18 protein-coding genes are annotated in these 16,846 nt (G+C 35.8%); 16 read left to right on the top strand and 2 right to left on the bottom strand.

What is annotated here, in order from left to right:
- Nucleotides 1–5 precede the first annotated feature (5 nt).
- The 13 genes from DAY19_RS09860 (at nucleotide 6) to DAY19_RS09800 (ending at nucleotide 14,496) form a co-directional block, all read left to right on the top strand.
- Nucleotides 6–1,199 carry an ABC transporter permease gene (locus DAY19_RS09860; protein WP_115361908.1) on the top strand — a complete coding sequence of 398 codons (1,194 nt, stop codon included), beginning with the start codon at nucleotides 6–8 and terminating at the stop codon, nucleotides 1,197–1,199.
- Nucleotides 1,200–1,856 (top strand): ABC transporter ATP-binding protein, encoded by a 657-nt coding sequence (locus DAY19_RS09855; RefSeq protein ID WP_115361906.1) that lies wholly within the window; start codon nucleotides 1,200–1,202, stop codon nucleotides 1,854–1,856. It begins immediately after the preceding gene.
- Between the two features lie 156 nt (nucleotides 1,857–2,012).
- Nucleotides 2,013–4,247, top strand: a complete 2,235-nt coding sequence (gene bamA / locus DAY19_RS09850; protein WP_158536868.1) for an outer membrane protein assembly factor BamA — start codon at nucleotides 2,013–2,015, stop codon at nucleotides 4,245–4,247.
- A gap of 16 nt (nucleotides 4,248–4,263) precedes the next feature.
- Nucleotides 4,264–4,764, top strand: a complete 501-nt coding sequence (locus DAY19_RS09845) for an OmpH family outer membrane protein (protein WP_115361902.1) — start codon at nucleotides 4,264–4,266, stop codon at nucleotides 4,762–4,764.
- Between the two features lie 76 nt (nucleotides 4,765–4,840).
- Nucleotides 4,841–5,863 (top strand): UDP-3-O-(3-hydroxymyristoyl)glucosamine N-acyltransferase, encoded by a 1,023-nt coding sequence (gene lpxD / locus DAY19_RS09840; protein WP_115361900.1) that lies wholly within the window; start codon nucleotides 4,841–4,843, stop codon nucleotides 5,861–5,863.
- A gap of 8 nt (nucleotides 5,864–5,871) precedes the next feature.
- The gene (locus DAY19_RS09835; protein WP_115361898.1) at nucleotides 5,872–6,348 is read left to right on the top strand and encodes a 3-hydroxyacyl-ACP dehydratase FabZ family protein; all 477 of its coding nucleotides are present in this window, start codon (nucleotides 5,872–5,874) and stop codon (nucleotides 6,346–6,348) included.
- 17 nt (nucleotides 6,349–6,365) lie between these two features.
- A complete protein-coding gene (gene lpxA, locus DAY19_RS09830) occupies nucleotides 6,366–7,169 on the top strand; it encodes an acyl-ACP--UDP-N-acetylglucosamine O-acyltransferase (protein ID WP_233500256.1) in 804 nt (267 codons plus the stop codon).
- 16 nt (nucleotides 7,170–7,185) lie between these two features.
- Nucleotides 7,186–8,133, top strand: a complete 948-nt coding sequence (locus DAY19_RS09825) for a Gfo/Idh/MocA family protein (protein ID WP_115361896.1) — start codon at nucleotides 7,186–7,188, stop codon at nucleotides 8,131–8,133.
- Entirely contained in the window at nucleotides 8,130–9,266 is a 1,137-nt protein-coding gene (gene lpxB / locus DAY19_RS09820) for a lipid-A-disaccharide synthase (protein WP_115361894.1), read from the top strand. Before DAY19_RS09825 ends, lpxB begins: the two co-directional genes overlap by 4 nt.
- Nucleotides 9,267–9,281: 15 nt before the next feature.
- Nucleotides 9,282–10,373 (top strand): tetraacyldisaccharide 4'-kinase, encoded by a 1,092-nt coding sequence (lpxK, locus tag DAY19_RS09815; protein ID WP_115361892.1) that lies wholly within the window; start codon nucleotides 9,282–9,284, stop codon nucleotides 10,371–10,373.
- On the top strand, nucleotides 10,366–11,451 hold the full coding sequence (locus DAY19_RS09810) for a DUF3108 domain-containing protein (RefSeq protein WP_158536867.1): 1,086 nt from the start codon (nucleotides 10,366–10,368) through the stop codon (nucleotides 11,449–11,451). Before lpxK ends, DAY19_RS09810 begins: the two co-directional genes overlap by 8 nt.
- Entirely contained in the window at nucleotides 11,451–12,599 is a 1,149-nt protein-coding gene (locus DAY19_RS09805; protein WP_133296937.1) for a glycosyltransferase, read from the top strand. Before DAY19_RS09810 ends, DAY19_RS09805 begins: the two co-directional genes overlap by 1 nt.
- 163 nt (nucleotides 12,600–12,762) lie before the next feature.
- Complete coding sequence (locus DAY19_RS09800) at nucleotides 12,763–14,496, top strand: 30S ribosomal protein S1 (RefSeq protein WP_115361886.1); 1,734 nt, start codon at nucleotides 12,763–12,765, stop codon at nucleotides 14,494–14,496.
- A 161-nt stretch (nucleotides 14,497–14,657) separates the two neighbouring features.
- Here the strand turns inward: DAY19_RS09800 and DAY19_RS15155 are convergent, their stop codons facing one another.
- Entirely contained in the window at nucleotides 14,658–14,927 is a 270-nt protein-coding gene (locus tag DAY19_RS15155) for a hypothetical protein (RefSeq protein WP_133296936.1), read from the bottom strand.
- A gap of 20 nt (nucleotides 14,928–14,947) precedes the next feature.
- On the opposite strand from DAY19_RS15155, the gene DAY19_RS09795 reads away from it, so the two are divergent.
- Nucleotides 14,948–15,784, top strand: coding sequence for a type II secretion system protein (locus tag DAY19_RS09795; RefSeq protein WP_115361884.1), 837 nt, complete (start codon nucleotides 14,948–14,950; stop codon nucleotides 15,782–15,784).
- Nucleotides 15,785–15,787: 3 nt separating this feature from the next.
- Here DAY19_RS09795 and DAY19_RS09790 read toward each other — a convergent pair whose 3' ends face one another.
- Nucleotides 15,788–16,075, bottom strand: a complete 288-nt coding sequence (locus tag DAY19_RS09790) for a hypothetical protein (RefSeq protein ID WP_115361881.1) — start codon at nucleotides 16,073–16,075, stop codon at nucleotides 15,788–15,790.
- A 50-nt stretch (nucleotides 16,076–16,125) separates the two neighbouring features.
- Here DAY19_RS09790 and DAY19_RS09785 point away from each other — a divergent pair, with 50 nt between their 5' ends.
- Both DAY19_RS09785 and DAY19_RS09780 read left to right on the top strand, forming a co-directional pair.
- The gene (locus tag DAY19_RS09785) at nucleotides 16,126–16,473 is read left to right on the top strand and encodes a hypothetical protein (protein ID WP_115361879.1); all 348 of its coding nucleotides are present in this window, start codon (nucleotides 16,126–16,128) and stop codon (nucleotides 16,471–16,473) included.
- 99 nt (nucleotides 16,474–16,572) lie between these two features.
- Nucleotides 16,573–16,845, top strand: a complete 273-nt coding sequence (locus tag DAY19_RS09780; RefSeq protein ID WP_115361877.1) for a peptidylprolyl isomerase — start codon at nucleotides 16,573–16,575, stop codon at nucleotides 16,843–16,845.
- Nucleotide 16,846: the final 1 nt, after the last annotated feature.

Raw genomic sequence — 16,846 nt, 5'->3', positions numbered from 1 at the left:
TAGCATTGAACTTTTTTTATCTTTTAAAAGATTTCCAATTACTCTTTTTTCGTGATCGTTCTTCACGTTACTTTATTTCTGCTACTATACTTGGCCTAATGTTTTCGTTGGCCGTTATTCTATGTAGTCTTGCTCTAATGGATGGTTTTGGGGTGACTCTTAAGAAATCTTTAAATGCAGGTAGTGGAGAAATCATTCTTACTGCAAATAGTGGTTTTTTTGAGTTAAATGAAAATGAAGTAAAAGACCTGAATAACTTTCCAATTCAAACTAAAATACCAATGCTTCGTACACAATCATTTGCAAATAAAGACGAAAAAGGAAAAGCTGTCTTTGTTGTCGGTGTTGATGAAGGTGTGGAAAAACTTGATAATGGCCTATTCATGCCAAAAGAAAATGAAGTTATTATCGGGGATCTGTTGGCCGAGAATTTGGGGGTCAAAAAGGGAGATACTCTCAAGTTTAGTTTTTCTGCTGGGAAACTAGGAGAGAGGTATCTTCCCACAAATGCTGTTTTAAGAGTTGTTGATATTATTCCGTTTAAAATTCATGAATATCGCAATCGTTTTGTTTACGTGAATTTAGATCATATTCAAAAGCTTCTTGGAGTTGGGAAAAAGATTAATATCATGAGCCTCAGGCTCGATCCCGAATACCGCACAATTAATAAGATAAATGAAGTCGTCTCAGATATGAGAAGTGTCTTCTATTATGAATTTACAGTGGCCCCTTATTGGAGTGACTTTGCAACATTTTTAAAAGCGGTTGAATTTGAAAAGTATATGATCTCAATTGTCTTTTCAATTGTTGTCATCTTGGCAATATTTAATTGCCTGGCCTTTATCATCTTTTCTAAGGAAAGAAGATCTCAAGAAATATTCTTATTATATGCGATTGGATTGTCTCCAAGTAAGTTTAAGACTCTTTGGGTTGTTCAAAATGTTGGCATCTGGCTTTTGGCATTTTTAGGTTCTTTAATTTGTGTTGAAATCTTTGATTATCTTTTAGGGACTTTAGATATTTTCTCATTACCGACAAATGTTTATCACTTAAGCCGTATTGAGTTGTATCTGGCCTTCAAAGATATTTTCGCTGTTGGGGCCATCTCATTAGCTCTTATATTATTTTTAACTTATCTCGTTCTAAAGAGATTAGATTCTAAATCAATGGCCCAAGGCCTGAGAGAGGAGTTTTCATAAATGGCTGTTTTAAATGTAAAGAATGTTCAAAAAGACTTTGGAAACTCACATATCTTAAAAGGTGTGGATCTTTCACTTAGTGAGGGAGAAAGATGTGTCATCAAAGGTTCATCTGGTTGTGGTAAATCAACACTGCTTTATTTGATTGGTGGTCTTGAGAATATTACTGCAGGAGAAATTACTGTCGATGACCTCAATATTGGCAAATTAAATGACGCGGGGCTTGCGAAATATCGTAATTCTAAAATAGGATTTGTTTTCCAATTTCACTTTCTTCTTTCATCACTAAGTTGTTTGGAAAATATTTTATTGCCAGCAAGACTAGGTGGGCACAGAGTGTCGAAGACGAAGAAGTATATCGAGTCTTTAGCAAAGGCCCTGGGTGTCCAGGAGTGTCTTAAAAGATACCCATTTGAGATCTCAGGTGGCCAGCAACAGCGTATTAACCTGATACGTGCTCTATCACTTAAGCCTAAGATGTTACTATGTGATGAGCCTACAGGTAATCTCGATTCGAAAAACTCTAAAATCGTAGCGGATCTAATTTTTAATCTTTCAAAAGAATTGGGAACAACACTTCTTGTTGTTACTCACGATGAGGAAATGGCCGCTAAATTTGAGAGAACTCACACGATGGTGGATGGAATATTGCATTAAAACGCAATTTTGTGTCGCACTGTGTTCGTTTTTCTTTTTGTAACTTTGTAAGATTGTTGATATTTTTTTACTCAAGTATTTTTTGTCAGCATGCACACAAGACAAAATCACGGAGACTGAATGATTAACTCTTGGAAGAGTTTTATATATATTATTGTGTTTTCAATAACCTTCAATGTTATTGCAAATGAAATAGGTCCTACTAAACGTCTGTTTAAAATTTCAGATGTTCAAATTCAAGGTCTAAAGAAAGTAGAGAAAGAAGCTGTTCTTGATAAGCTTCGCGCGCGTAAAGGTCTTACTCTGACAAATGAGATTCTCTTTAACGATATCGAGACTATTTATAACTTAAAATATTTTGAATCAGTTGAAGCTCACCAAGAGGGGCAGAAGCTAATTTTCAAAGTTGTCGAAAAGCCAATTGTGGCAAAGATCATTTTTAAAGGAAATGATGAAGTTGATAAAGATGATTTGAGTGAAGGTCTAAAAACCAGAGAATACTCAATCCTTGATGTTAACTCAATACAGGCCGATGTTCGTAAGATGGAAAAGACTTACGAGGAAAAGGGCTTCTACCTTGCAAATGTTTCATATGAAATTAGAAGAGTTAATAATGAGAATGTTCATCTAATTTATCACATCAGTGAGTACGATAAAGTTCGCGTTAAAAAGATTACCTTCCTAGGTCTTACAGCGTTTGCTGAAGAAGAGCTTAAGTCAATAATGGAAACAAGAGAGGAGAGTCTCTTCTCGTTCCTATCGGGTTCTGGAAACTTTAAAGAGCTAAATTTTAAAACAGATATTGAGCGTCTTAAATACTTCTATTCAACGAAGGGTTACTTACAAGTTAATGTGGCTGTTCCGGAAGTTACAGTTTCAGAAGATAAGAAATGGGTCTTTATTACTGTAAAAATTAAAGAGGGACCAAAGTTTGAAGTACGTGATATTTACTTCCAAGGTGAGCTTCTTTTCACAGAAGAAGAGCTTCTTGAAAAAACTCAGCTTAAGGCCGGAGAAGTTTACTCTGAGGAATTACTTAGAAAAGATATTCAACGTCTAACAGAATCTTATCAAGATCTTGGTTATGCTTTTGCCAACGTTATTAGAAATATTCAATTAGTTCCAGGTGAGAATCGAGTTGATATTCAATACTCTTTCGAGAAAGGAAAGCTTGCTAAGTTTGGTCGTATCTCAATTACTGGTAACTCAAAAACTCGTGATAAAGTTGTTCGTCGTGAATTAAAGATTCATGAGGGTGGCAAATATTCTGGTACAGGCCTTAGAGAATCTAAAGAGAATGTTAATCGTTTAGGTTTCTTTGAACCAGGAAGTGTTGTTTTCAATACTGTTTCAGCTCCGGGACAGGATGATGTTCTCGATGTTGAAATTAGTGTTAAAGAGAAAAGTACTGGACAGATTTCAGTTGGAGCCGGTTATTCAACTGCAACAGGTGGATTCTTCCAAGCCTCAGTTTCTCAAAATAACTTTAGAGGACTAGGGCAACAGCTTTCATTCTCTACCAATCTTGCAAAAGAAACACAGAACTTCTCTCTGTCATTTACTGAACCATACTTTATGGATTCTAAGTGGACTTTAGGTGGAGAGATTTTTAGAACAGTCGATACACAACTTGACTCATATGATTATAAGAAACATGGTTTTGCAGCTCGAGTCGGTTACCCAATTTTTGAATACACAAGACTTTATACTACTTATAAACTTGAAGAAACTGAACTTACAGATATCAAAGACCAAACGGTTGATGAAAATGAAGCGGGTGTTACTTCTTCTGCAAGAGTTGCTGTTGTTAAAGACAAGCGAAATAACCGTTTTGAGCCAACTGATGGTTATTACTGGAATGTGGCAACAGAGTACGCAGGTATAGGTGGTGACAAGAAGTGGTGGAAGAATGAAATTGATATTCGTTACTTCTATCCTGTTTGGAAAGAGTTAGTCTTTAGAAGTCGTCTATATACTGGTAAAATTGAAGACAAGGGTGTTCCAATTCCACGAAATGAGAAATTCTCACTTGGTGGTGCAAGAAACTTAAGAGGGTACGATATCGAAGATATTGGACCTAAGGAGACGGCAAAGAACTCAGATGGTGAAGATGAAGAGTTTAATATTGGTGCTCCATTTACGGCATTTACAACTCTTGAGTTAGAGCATCCTCTAGCAAAAGAAGCGGGACTTAAGTTTGTTACTTTCTTTGATGCTGGTACTGCTGCTGATTTCAACAATGTTGATAAAATATATATGGATTATGGGTTTGGTTTCCGTTGGTTCTCACCAATTGGTGTACTAAGGTTTGAGTGGGGTATTCCTATCAACCCTGATGAGGACATGAACGGCGGGACAAAATTCCATTTTGATATTGGGCAATTATTCTAATTCGTAAGGAGACGATATGAAAAACTTATTAATGGTTGGATTACTTTTTTCTTCTTTAACTGCAAGTGCGATGAATATTGGGCGAGTTGATGTTCAAAAAGTTCTACTATCTGTTAAAGAGTCAAAGCAAATTAAGGACAAGCTGCAAAAAGAAATCGATAAGAAGCAAGCCGAACTTAAGAAAGAAGAAGAATCTCTAGTAAAAGAGAAAGAGAAGTTTGAGAAACAAGCTCTTGTTATGAATGAGAAAACAAAGCAGAAGAAAGGTCAGGAGCTTCAAAAGAAATTCTTCACTTTTCAACAAAAAATGCAAAAGTATCAGGGTGAGCTTGCTAAGATGGAACAAAGTGCAAAAGGTCCTATCTTAAATAAAATTAAAGCTGTTGTTGAAGAAGTTTCTAAAAAGAAAGGTCTTGATTGGACATATGAAACATCAACAACTCCAATTCTTTACATTAAGAAAGTTACTGACATCACAAATGATGTTATTACAGCTTACGATAAGAAACATAAGTAATTTTTTACTGATATAGACTCTTTTAAGGGAATACTTCATGTATTCCCTTTTGTCGTTTTAAAGGAGGAGGTAAAAAGTGAAAGTTAGTCTTGAAAGCCTCATCAAAAATGATTCAGATTTAAAGTTATTAGCAGGAAATAAAGATTTATCTTTGAATAGTATTTCTTCAATTGAGGAAATTAATGATGAAGAGGTCTTATTTTTAGGAAATAAAAAGTTCTTTAAAAAATATCAACAGGCCAAAGTCGAAAATAAAATTGTAATTATTATCGATGAAAAGCTTTATGAAGAATTAGACCAAGAAGATAGAGAGTCTCTCTCAAATAATACACTTGCTCTGTTAACTTCTAGTAATATTCCAATTTCAATTACAAAAGCATCAAAGGTTTTCTATGAAAAGCAAAGAGGTAGTATTGCTTTTGAGCTTGATGGTAGAAAAGATGGAAGTGCTAAGATTCACCCTTCTGTAAAAATTGCTGAAGGTGTTTTCATCGGCGAAAATGTCGAAATTGAAAGCGATTGTTTTATCATGCCTGGTTGCGTGATTATGCCAAATGTTAAAATCTCTCAGGGAACGACTCTTTATTCAAATGTGACAATTTATCCCGAAACTGTCATTGGAAAGAATTGTCGAATCCATGGAGGAACTACTATTGGTAGTGATGGCTTTGGTTATAATTTCCATCAAGGCGTTCATCATAAAATCTGGCACTTCGGTGGAGTTCTTATTGGTGACGATGTGGAAATCGGTGCGAATTCTTGTGTGGATCAAGGAACATTTACACCGACACGTATTGGAAGTGGAACTAAAATAGATAATCATGTTCAAGTTGGTCATAATGTTCAACTTGGGAAAGGTGTAATTCTGTGCGGACAGGTTGCAATCGGTGGAAGTACAAAGATAGGTGATTATGCTGTCTTTGGTGGTAAGTCTGCTGTCGCTGACAACTTAGAAGTAGGAATGGCCGCTCAGATCTCTGGTGGATCAACTGTTATCGGTAATGTGGCCGCGCAGGAAACTGTTGGAGGTTATCCTGCAAGGCCAATGCGTGAATTTTTAAGATCAATTGCCTTTATTAGAAAGAATATTAAAAGGTAGGTAAGGTTATGCATTTAAGCAAAGAAGAAGTAATGAAAATTCTCCCTCACAGGGAACCGTTTTTATTTGTTGATGAAATTACAAGTGTTGAAGCGACTGGTGAGGTCAATGATATCAAAGATCTAGTTGGTGCTGTTGTTAAAGGAAATTATACAACGAGAGAAGACCATCCAATTTTTGCTGGTCACTTCCCTGGAAATCCTATTCTTCCAGGTGTTGTTCAAGTTGAAATGATGGCCCAGTTCACTTCATTCCAGTTAAAACTTTATTATAAAAATTTAGAAGAAGGTGACTTCGAAGTTGCGCTATTATCAATTGAGGGTGCAAAATTTAGAAAGCCTGTCTATCCAGGGATGAGATTAGAAATTGAGACTGTTTGTACAAAAATGCGAACAGGGTTTTTACAAAATGATTGTAAGATTTTTCACAATGGAGAATTAATGAGCCAGTGTCAGGTCTTAGCAACTTTTAAAGTTAAAGAATAACAAGCAAGGAGCTCATTATGAGTGATATGAATGAAAGATTCCATCCGACTGCACTTATTTCTGAAGGAGCAGAAATTGGAGAGGGGACAACAATAGGTGCATATTGCATTATTGGTCCAAATGTAAAGATTGGAAAAAACTGTGAAATTAGAAATCACGTTATTATAAATGGTCATACTAAAATTGGTGACAATAATAAGTTTTATCAATTTTGCTCTATTGGTGAAGAACCACAAGACTTAACTTATAAAGAAGATCCAACAGAAGTTGAAATTGGTGATAATAATGTAATGAGAGAATATGTCTCAATTCACCGTGGAACGATGAAGGATCGCCAAAAAACATCTCTAGGTAGTAATTGTCTTCTTATGGCAAAAGTTCACCTGGGTCACGATGTAGTTGTTGGGGATCGAGTAATCATGGCCAACTCGACAAACCTCGCAGGTCACGTAAAAGTCGGTAATAAAGTTATTATTGGTGGTGGAACAAATATTTCACAATTTGTTAAAGTTGCAGAGGGAGCATATATCGGTGGTGCTTCTGCAATTGATAAAGATATTCCTCTTTATTGTACTGCTTATGGAAATCGCGCAAAGCTTCGTGGAATCAATATTATTGGTCTTCGTCGTGCTGGAGTAGAAAGAAATGCTATTTCAGAAATCGTTGATTTCTTCCGTGATATGGAAGCTTCTACGTATTCTCCTCGTACATTTGTTGAAACAGAAGAGCTTATGAAGCCATATGCGAATAATGAAATTATTGCACAAATTAAAGAACATATTATTTCGACGAAAATGGGAATTGCACCATTTTTAACTTAAGAACTAGGTTTTAATTATGACAAAAGTAAAAGTTGCTTCAATTGGATTTGGTCACCTCGGACAGTGGCATGCTCAGAAGGCCCATCAATTAGATGGATGTGAACTGATTGCTATTGTAGAGCCTTATGAGCCGAATCAGAAAAAAGCACAGGAAAAATATCCAGAAACCAAAATTGTTTCAGATATCAAAGAAGTGATGAATGAGATTGATGCTGCTGTTATTGCAACACCTACAAGTTATCACTATGAAATAGCTAAAGGCCTCCTTGAAAATGGAAAACATGTTTTTTGTGAAAAACCTGTAACGGTAACAGTTGAAGAAGCTAAGGAATTAAAAGAACTAGCTTCTAAAGCGGGTGTTAAGTTACAAGTTGGACATAGTGAAAGATGTCACCAGGTTTGGGAGAGATTAGAAGAGTTTAGTGAGATCGTTAAAAATAATAGCGTCGCAACTATTGTAAGAAATTCTCCTTTTAAAGGAAGGGCCGCAGATGTTGGAGTTGTTGAGGACTTGATGATTCATGATCTCGATCTTGCTCTGATGTTATTTGGTAAGCCTAAGTCAATTAGAGCTTATGGAATGAAGGTTCTCACTGATAAATTTGATCATGTTAAAGCACTATTAAATTACGGTCATTCTGTTGTAACAATTGAGAACTCTCGAAATGATGTAAAGACAGAGCGAAGTGTTCAGCTAAATTCAGCTAATGGAATCTTAAGAGTCGATCTTCTAAATAATAAAGTTTCTTATTCAAAAGATATTAAATCTGATAGTGAACAAGAAATTCACGAGTTTGACTATGAGAAGAGAGATCATCTCTATATTGAGCAAGAAAAATTCTATAATTCAATTACAAATAATATTGAAGAATTTGTAACAATTGATGATGGGATTGCTGCAATGGAATTAATTGCTGCCGTAAATACTTCATTGAATGAAAACAAAGAGGTTAACTTAGTTTGAAAAGCTGTCTAATTATTGCTGGTGAGAAATCTGGTGAAGAACATGCAATGACATTTCTTCCGTCCCTTAAAGAAGGGGCTTCGGATATCCATTTCTATGGAGTAGGCGGTAGTCAGATGAAAGAGTCTGGCGTTGAACTACTATACGAATTAAAGGACTTCTCAACTTGGGGAGTCACTGAAGCAATACGAAAGGTTCCTTTTTACTACAAGGCATATCGTCATCTTATCGATGAAGTAAAGAAGAGAGATACTAAGGTTGCTATACTGATTGATTTTCAAACCTTTAATCTAAAGTTAGCAATGAAACTTGAGAAATTAGGTGTAAAAGTTCTCTATTATGTTGCACCTCAGGCATGGGTTTGGAAAGAATGGAGAACGAAGTATCTCCAACAATCTGTTGATACGCTTTTTTGCATCTTACCCTTTGAAAAAAAGTGGTTTATGGATCGTGGTGTAAGTAAGGCCATTACAATTGAGCATCCTCTTTTGAAAAAGACAAAGCCGCTTCTTAAAGATTTTACACGCAGAAGTGTAGACTTTAAGAACGAAGAATTTAACTTACTTCTTCTTCCTGGTAGTCGTCGGTTTGAAATTGAATTTATGCTTCCAGAATTCATAAAGGCCGTAAGAAATCTTAAAAAGAAATATAATTTTAACTTAACTATTGTTAAGGCAAGCTCTGTTGATAATGAACTCTTCTCTCGTTTTGAAGGTGAGTTTGATAAAATTTATCGTGATGATCAACTAGATGAAGCTTTAAAAGAAGCAGATTTTTCTTTTGCAACTAGTGGTACGGTAAATCTCTCACTTGCCTTATATGGTGTACCAAGTGTTATTTCTTATGATTTAAATTTACTCAATACTTTTATTGCTGAGAATATCGTAAAATATAAGGGTTTTGTTTCAATACCTAATCTCATTCTCGGACATGATGTCTATCCTGAGTTATTAGGAGATGCTTTTGGCCATTATAATTTAGAGAGGAAGGCAAAAGAGTTATTTGAAAATAAAGAACGTTATGAGTTTGTTATTAATGAACTCAAGAAAGTAAAAGAATTAACTGAGGGAGAGGATATTGAGATCTCTCAGTATTTGATTGATAAGCTTAAGCAAGCTTACCCTGAAGGATAATAGGAAAAAAGACTCATGAGTCAGTTAAATGTAAAAGTTTTCAACATGCTATCCCAGCTTCTTACTCCAGTAAGTTTCTTGTGGGAATGGATCTATCGTCTTCGTCGTTTCGCGTTTAAGATGGGAGTTTTTAATTCTTCAAAGTTTGAAGTGCCTATTATTAGTATTGGAAACCTATCTCTTGGTGGAACAGGTAAAACACCATTCACTTTATGGATAGGGAATTATCTAAATGACTCACTAGAAAAAAAGACAATGGTTCTAACAAGAGGCTATAAAGGCGAGCTTGAAAACTCTAGCGGAATTATTAAGACGGGAAAGAAAATATCTGAAAACCCATTTGTTTTTGGAGATGAGGCCCTAGTCTTAAGTCGAAACTTAAAGAATGCTAGTGTTGTTGTTGGAGCTGACCGTAGAGATAATCTAAGACGCTACTATGAAGAAGAGAAGGCCGATATCGTCCTACTTGATGATGGGTTCCAACATTTAAAAATAGAGCGTGATTTAAATATCGTACTATTTGACTCTCTTTTACCGATTTCAAAATATCATTGTCCACCTAGGGGATATCTTAGAGAGGGACTAAGTGCTCTTAAGGAAGCAGATGTCGTCTTATTTGGACGAGCTGATTTGGTTGATAGAAGTGAATTAGATGAATTGGAAAAGTTTGTCCTTACTCACTGTAAGAAAGATACACCAAGTGGTCAGTTTAAGTATGCACCGGGGGCGATTAGAAACCTCTTACATGAAGAAGATATTGCTCTTGATGAATTAAATGGAAAGAATGTTATTTGTGTATCTGGGTTAGCTTCACCACAGTCTTTTTTAAAGTTAGTTAAACAGCTAAACGCCAATATAGTTGATGATTTTAATTTTCCTGACCATCACCTATATAAAGTCAGTGAGTTAGAAAGCTTAGTGTCCTTAGCGGAAGAAAAGGATGCCATCATTCTTACAACAGAAAAAGATATTGTTAAAATGAAGAGGTGTTCAAGTAGTGAGCGCATCCATTACTTACAAATTGGAATTGAATTTCTAAAGGGTGAGGAATTGGTAAAACAAAGAATTAATTCTGTTATTAGAGACTCTAGGGGGCAAGTTGAATAAACTTCTTTCAATCATACTTTTTCTATTACTTGTTAGTTGTGCTGGGGCACTTATGCAAGGTGAGAGTGATGAAAAAGATCTCGTTGAGATCTTTGAAAATGGTGACCGTGAAACCTTAGAAAAGTTTAAAACAGAAAATCCTGTTGCCGAACCATCATTGAAGTCAGCAACTCAAGAGCCAACTAAAGAAGAAAAAGAAATCGTCAAAAAAGAAAAGGCCAAAGAGAAGAAGCTTAAAGAAAAAGTAACCAAAAAGAAGATAGAGAAAAAAGAAGAAAAAATTATAAACCCTCAGACTCTTGATGATTATCCTGAGCAATATATTGCGATTGATGAAAAGTCTAAAGAGTATTGGAAGTCTTATCGTCCAATGTATTTAATTGGAGAAGAATTTAAGTTTGAAATTGGGTGGTCAATTTTTAAAGCAGGCACAGCAACCATTAGAACAATGCCAATGGCGACAATGGGTGGTAAAGAAGTTCTCCATGTTAATGGGCTTTTAGAATCTGCAGAATACTTTGAAGGTATTTATAAGTTAAAAGATACACTCGATGTTTATGTTGATATTGAAAAAGGTGGCTTTTCACCTCTTAAGTATGAAATGAAGCAAAGAGAGTCTGGTCAGCTTGTTGATGATCTACAATTATTTGATCATGATAAGTTAAAGACTTATTTCTTTTATCATCGCTTAAAAGATGGAAAGACTAAGAATAAAAAAATTCAAGAATACTTACCACGTTATTTTACTGACTCTTTCTCTGCATTATATTTCCTGCGCGGGCTACCAATGAAAATTGGTTCAAAATTTGAATTCCCAATTGTAACAAGAGGGAAGGTTTGGATCTTAAAAGCAGAAGTGGATAATGTAGAAGAAGTCGAAGTCATGAATAAGAAGTTTCAGGCTTATCGAATAACAGCACAAACTCAGTTTCCTGGTGTTTTGAAAAAGTCTGGAGATATTAACTTTTGGTTCTCAACTGATGAGAGTCGAATGCTTCTAAAATTTGCCGCTAAAATTAAAATAGGTGCTGTAAAAGGTGAGCTTATTAGTCATAAGAAAGGTGAATATAAGAAATAATGATGATTAATATCTTTAGAAAACAACAAAATATTCTCTACGTATCACCTACGTATAACTCTGGCTCTAGAGAGAGAATGCTCATTAGAGATTGCTTACTGCTAAAAGAAATTGGGCATAATATTTTTCTATACTGTTTAAAAGACTCGTTTCTACATCGTGAATGTAAGAAGGCGGGGATTGATTGTATTTTTCATACAGGGACAACAAAGCTTCGTGTCTGGAATTGGTATAAGTTAAATAAACTTAGAGGTATCATCAAAAGATACGATATTAATATTGTTCACTGCTATCAATTAAACTTTCTTTGGCCTTTAGCCTCTTATTTAAGAAAGAGAAACCTCACTGCCTTATTCTTTACAATTAATTTTGAAATGAAGAAGTTTTACAAGCAGTTCTGGTATCGTCCATTAATTAAAAGGATCGATCTGATCTTCATTCCTTTTAGAGAGATGATAGAGTCAATCAATGCTCATATGGATGTTCCCGTAAGAAAGATTTATTCTTCAGGTCTTGGTGTCGATAAAATTAACTTTGATCAGAAGTATACTTTCGATGAGGAAAGCCTAACACACTTATCTTGCTGGGTTAATGATCATGAAGTTGAATTAAATGACTTAACTGTCTGTCTTGAAAGTTTATGGGCCTTAAATCTCGACAGCACAATGCCAAAGCGCTTTAAATTACATATTTTCTCTAATCGTAAATGGAAAAGAAATATACTTTATAAGCCGCTTCAGGAAAAAATTGCAGAATATAAGCTTGAGAATTATGTCGAGTTTCATGAGGCCGATGATATTTACAATGTACGCTCTGATATTTGGATATCATATACTTCAAAGTCACCAATTGAAGATTATGCACTCTTGGCCATCTTAAAAGGAATTCCAACTGTTGTGCCGCGTAATGCCACAACTCAGGAACTTCATCGAATTTATCATGGCTCCCTTGAAACTTATCGACAAGGAGATGCAAGAGAGCTTAGATCCAAGGTGAAAGAGATCGTCTTAAAGAATAAAGAGTATAAGCAGGCGTGTTTTAATTCTCGTGATGAATTATGGAATGAGCACGGTATTGATGGCTATAAATACAATTTATTCAAACTCTACGAAAAGCACCTTAATAAACGTATAAGATTCTATAATTAATAGGTTTTATTGTTGACGTAGAGTCCCAAAAATCATAAGATGCGCAAAATCAAAAAATGTAAATTGTCTTCAGTAGAAGAGATTTGCGCTAAAGGCTTTGCCTTTAGATATCAAAATTAAGACGCTGATTGGACACTTTCAGTTGTCTGCCGTGAGGTAAATTATGACAGATTTAAACAATCTAAAACAATCTTGGATGCAAGATTACGAAGTTGTTCTTGGTGAAGACATCGAGACAAAGGAAGAGACAGAGTTTTCGAAACTATTAGATTCGACAGAAACTCCAACTTTCACAGAAGGTGAAGTTTTCAAGGGTAAAGTTGTTAACATTTCACCAGACTATGTTCTTGTTGACATTGGTTACAAGCAAGAAGGACTAGTTCCAAAAAGAGAATTCACTAACTACGATGGTTCTCTAAAAGTATCTATGGGTGACGAAATTGAAGTTTATTTAGATAAGCTAGAGTCACACCTAGGAAACCTTGTTCTTTCAATGGACAAAGCTCAAATCCTTAAAGCTTGGGATAAAATTTCTGAAGCTTGTGAAGATGGTACTCCAGTTACTGGTACTGTTGTTGCAAAAGTTAAGGGTGGTCTTTCTGTTGATATCGGTGTTAAGGCATTCTTACCAGGTTCACAAATTGATGTTAGACCTACTAGAAACCTTGATAAGTACATCGGTAAAAAGATGGAATTCAAAGTTATTAAATTCAACAAGAAACGTGGAAACATCGTTCTTTCTAGAAGAGCTATTCTTCAAGAAGAAAGAGGTAAGCTACGTGGTGAAGTTCTTTCTCAAATTGAAGAAGGAATGGTTGTTAAGGGTATCGTTAAAAACATCACTGATTACGGTGCATTCATCGATCTAGGTGGAATTGACGGTCTTCTACACATCACTGATATGTCATGGGGACGTGTTAAGCACCCATCTAATATCCTAACTCTTGGTGACGAAATCGAAGTTAAGATTCTTAAGTTTGATAAAGAAAAAGAAAGAGTATCTCTTGGTCTTAAGCAAGTTCAAGATAATCCATGGGAAACTGCTAACGAGAAATACGTTGCAGGAACTAAAGTTAAAGGTGAAATCGTATCTGTTAAAGATTACGGTATCTTCATTGAACTTGATGACGGAATCGAAGGTCTAATCCACGTTTCTGAAATGTCATGGACAAACTCTATCAAGAACCCAACTAAGCACTTCACTGTAGGTGAAATTGTTGAAGCTCAGGTTCTAGAAGTAGATGTAGAAAACAAGAGAATCTCTCTTGGTATCAAGCAACTTCAAGAAAACCCATGGGATGCTCTAGAAGCTAAGTTCCCTGTTGGTTCAAAAGTTAACGGAAAAATCAAATCAATTGTTGAATTTGGAATCTTCGTTGACCTTGGAGAAGAAGTAGATGCACTAATTCACGTATCTGATTTCTCTTGGACTAAGAAGAATATCAACCTAAACGAAGAATACAATGTTGGTGACGAGATTGAAGCTGCTGTAGTTTCAGTTGATAAAGAAAACCAAAAATTCTGTCTAGGTGTTAAACAACTTAAAGAAGATCCTTGGAAGAAGATTGAAACAAGACTTCCAGTTGGTACAATCGTTGAAGCTCAAATCGTTAGAGTAACTGATTTTGGTGCTTTCGTTGAACTTGAAACTGGTATTGAAGGTCTAGTTCACATCTCTGAACTATCTGAAGATAGAGTTGAGAAGCCAGAAGACGTAGTTAAGAAAGGTGACGTAGTTAAGGCTATGGTTATCTCTCTTGATAAAGATGCGAAGAAAATTGCTCTTTCTATCAAGTCTGCTCTAAACTCTGATACTCAAGGAATGCAACAAGATGTAGTTAAGTCTGCAACTCTTGGTGACGTTCTTAAGGGTTTCAACCTAGGAAATGAGGAATAGCGTCATTGTTTGCCCAAGGGCAAACTATTGGACGCTATGCCAGCTCCCCATCTCTTTAGCTAGAGACTGATGCCGAGAGCGAGGGTTCAAGCCCGAGCGGTTCGCCTCAGGAGCAATGGGAAAGTTGGCGAGCAGAAAGCGACACTTTAGCTTCGCTAAAGTTAGCAAAAAATATCTAAGATAAAATAGATATATAAGGCCACCGAAAGGTGGCCTTTTTTGTTTGTGGTAAACAACCGAATCACGCGAGCTTCGCTCTTTGATTCTTGAATCACATCCATCTCTGCTTCAAAACTGCCCGTTGGGGCACTTTTGCCGCAGGATGAGCAAAAAATATCTAAGATAAAATAGATATATAAGGCCACCGAAAGGTGGCCTTTTTTGTACAAGTTCCCGAAACTACATGAAATACCTACTACCATAAAATCCATTTATCCACTAAAATATACCCATGCTTAAATTTACGAAAAATGAGAATGGTTTTACCTTAATGGAAATAGTTATTGCTGCGGGACTTTTGGGTTTCTTAGCTTTAGCGTTTATGAAATATCAGCAAAATCAGATTAAATCGACAAAGACAAATATCAATAAAACCGAGTTAAATAACTACTTTCAGGGGATGAAGGCCTATATGGGGAAGCCTGGAACTTGTAAAAGAACTTTTGAGAAGCTTGGCCGCTTAGAGAATCGATTAATAGTAGAAAAGATTTTAAGACCTGATGGTGAAGCAAAGTATTCTCTTGAAGAAAAAGTGGCCGCTACTAACTATATTCTTTCATCGATGTATATAAGTGATCTATTTGTTAATAAGATTGAAGATCGCGAACTTCACCGCGGTGAGGCCGTCTTAAACGTTGAGCTTACGCGAATAAATAATACTTCCTATGGAGCGAAAAAACTAAATAAGAGTTTTGAGATTGATATGTATGTTGATAATGAGAATAAGATCTCTGATTGTGGTGTTTTAGGAGGGCTTTATCTCCCTCTTGGTCCTTCTGTAATTTCTAACACGGAAACTACTAATGAATCTCAGGATGATAGCAGTAGTGAGAGTGTAAGTTCTGCAGATGACAGCAGTAGTGAGAGTTTAAGTTCAAAGGATGATATGGACAAGGTCTTTCAAAGGTCTATACAGGAAGCAAGTCAGAAAACGGGACAGCAAATTTCACAGGAAGATATCAAGAAGGCCGTTCAAGATAGTCCTGAACTTCAAAAGGCAATGGAGTCTTTAAAGGTACTTCAAGAATCAAATAAGAAGATGGAAGCCTTGATGAACGAAGAGTTTTAGCTCTTATTGATGAATCTTTCCATCGGGAAGACAAATTGAGCAACTACCTTCTTCTTCGATATGGGATGCAATTTCTTCATCCATCATTTCTTTGAGTTTTTCAATTTTATCAGCATTTGCACCTAGAGATTTAATGAGTGTTTCTGAAACTGAAGGGATAATAAGCTTTATATCAAGCCCCATTTCCTCAAGTTCCTCTGACTTCTCATATGCACGGTCTGCGTCTTCCATTGAAAACTCATATAGGGTAGAATTAGATAAGTTATCAATAATTTTAATGCGACTCGACATAAGATCTCCATTTCGATTATTGTTTTAATGTAACATATCAGGACCTAAACGTGAAAATTAAAAAACTATTCTTTCTATCCGACAACCAAATGATGATCACTGCTATAGAGGCTTTAGGCAAAGAGGTTGGAGGAGAGTTTTTTACGCTTTCAAATGAAGATGATGCTTTCCATTTTATCCGAGATATTGTGCCTGAAGTCATTCTCGTCGATATTTCAACAATTTCAGCTGAAACAATTAAGAAAATCGAAGCTGAATTTTGTGAAAAAATTCCAGTTGTAGAGCTCGTAACTAAGGGAGAAGAAGGCGCAAAGCGCGTCATTCAAGCACCTCTTGATATTGCAAATCTCATGTCTAATCTCGATCGTATTTGTGGAGACTTCAATGGAGAAGGATGAGTTTTACATGTGGCTGGGACTGGCCGTTATCTTACTTGTAATAATAGGAACATACTATTGGCGATTTCATTCTTAAAAAATCTATTCAAAGGAAATAACATGAGCAAGATTCGTTGTGCCCACATATTGGTGGATCAAGAATTTGAAGCAAAAGACTTATTAAAAAAGATGCAAGAGGGGAAGAGCTTCGAAGAGCTTGCAAAAGATTATTCGAATTGTCCTTCTGGGCAACAAGGTGGAGATCTTGGTGAGTTTGGAAAGGGAATGATGGTGGCACCATTTGAAAAAGCTGCATTTTCTCTTGAGGTTGGTGAAATGTCACCAATCGTTAGAACGCAATTTGGCTACCACTTAATTAAGCGATTGGCCTAGC

The organism is Halobacteriovorax vibrionivorans, assembly GCF_003346865.1.
Classification (GTDB): Bacteria; Bdellovibrionota; Bacteriovoracia; order Bacteriovoracales; family Bacteriovoracaceae; genus Halobacteriovorax_A; species Halobacteriovorax_A vibrionivorans.
Note: the sequence above shows the minus strand (reverse complement) of the source record. Positions and strands in the feature narration are given on the sequence as shown.

Bases quoted from the DNA above. Each gene is read 5' to 3' on its own strand.
- DAY19_RS09855 (WP_115361906.1), top strand. From the start codon at position 1,200: ATGGCTGTTTTAAATGTAAAGAATGTTCAAAAAGACTTTGGAAACTCA.
- DAY19_RS09845 (WP_115361902.1), top strand. From the start codon at position 4,264: ATGAAAAACTTATTAATGGTTGGATTACTTTTTTCTTCTTTAACTGCA.
- DAY19_RS09835 (WP_115361898.1), top strand. From the start codon at position 5,872: ATGCATTTAAGCAAAGAAGAAGTAATGAAAATTCTCCCTCACAGGGAA.
- lpxA (WP_233500256.1), top strand. From the start codon at position 6,366: ATGAGTGATATGAATGAAAGATTCCATCCGACTGCACTTATTTCTGAA.
- DAY19_RS09825 (WP_115361896.1), top strand. From the start codon at position 7,186: ATGACAAAAGTAAAAGTTGCTTCAATTGGATTTGGTCACCTCGGACAG.
- lpxK (WP_115361892.1), top strand. From the start codon at position 9,282: ATGAGTCAGTTAAATGTAAAAGTTTTCAACATGCTATCCCAGCTTCTT.
- DAY19_RS09805 (WP_133296937.1), top strand. From the start codon at position 11,451: ATGATGATTAATATCTTTAGAAAACAACAAAATATTCTCTACGTATCA.
- DAY19_RS09800 (WP_115361886.1), top strand. From the start codon at position 12,763: ATGACAGATTTAAACAATCTAAAACAATCTTGGATGCAAGATTACGAA.
- DAY19_RS15155 (WP_133296936.1), bottom strand. From the start codon at position 14,927: ATGGATTTTATGGTAGTAGGTATTTCATGTAGTTTCGGGAACTTGTAC.
- DAY19_RS09795 (WP_115361884.1), top strand. From the start codon at position 14,948: ATGCTTAAATTTACGAAAAATGAGAATGGTTTTACCTTAATGGAAATA.
- DAY19_RS09790 (WP_115361881.1), bottom strand. From the start codon at position 16,075: ATGTCGAGTCGCATTAAAATTATTGATAACTTATCTAATTCTACCCTA.
- DAY19_RS09780 (WP_115361877.1), top strand. From the start codon at position 16,573: ATGAGCAAGATTCGTTGTGCCCACATATTGGTGGATCAAGAATTTGAA.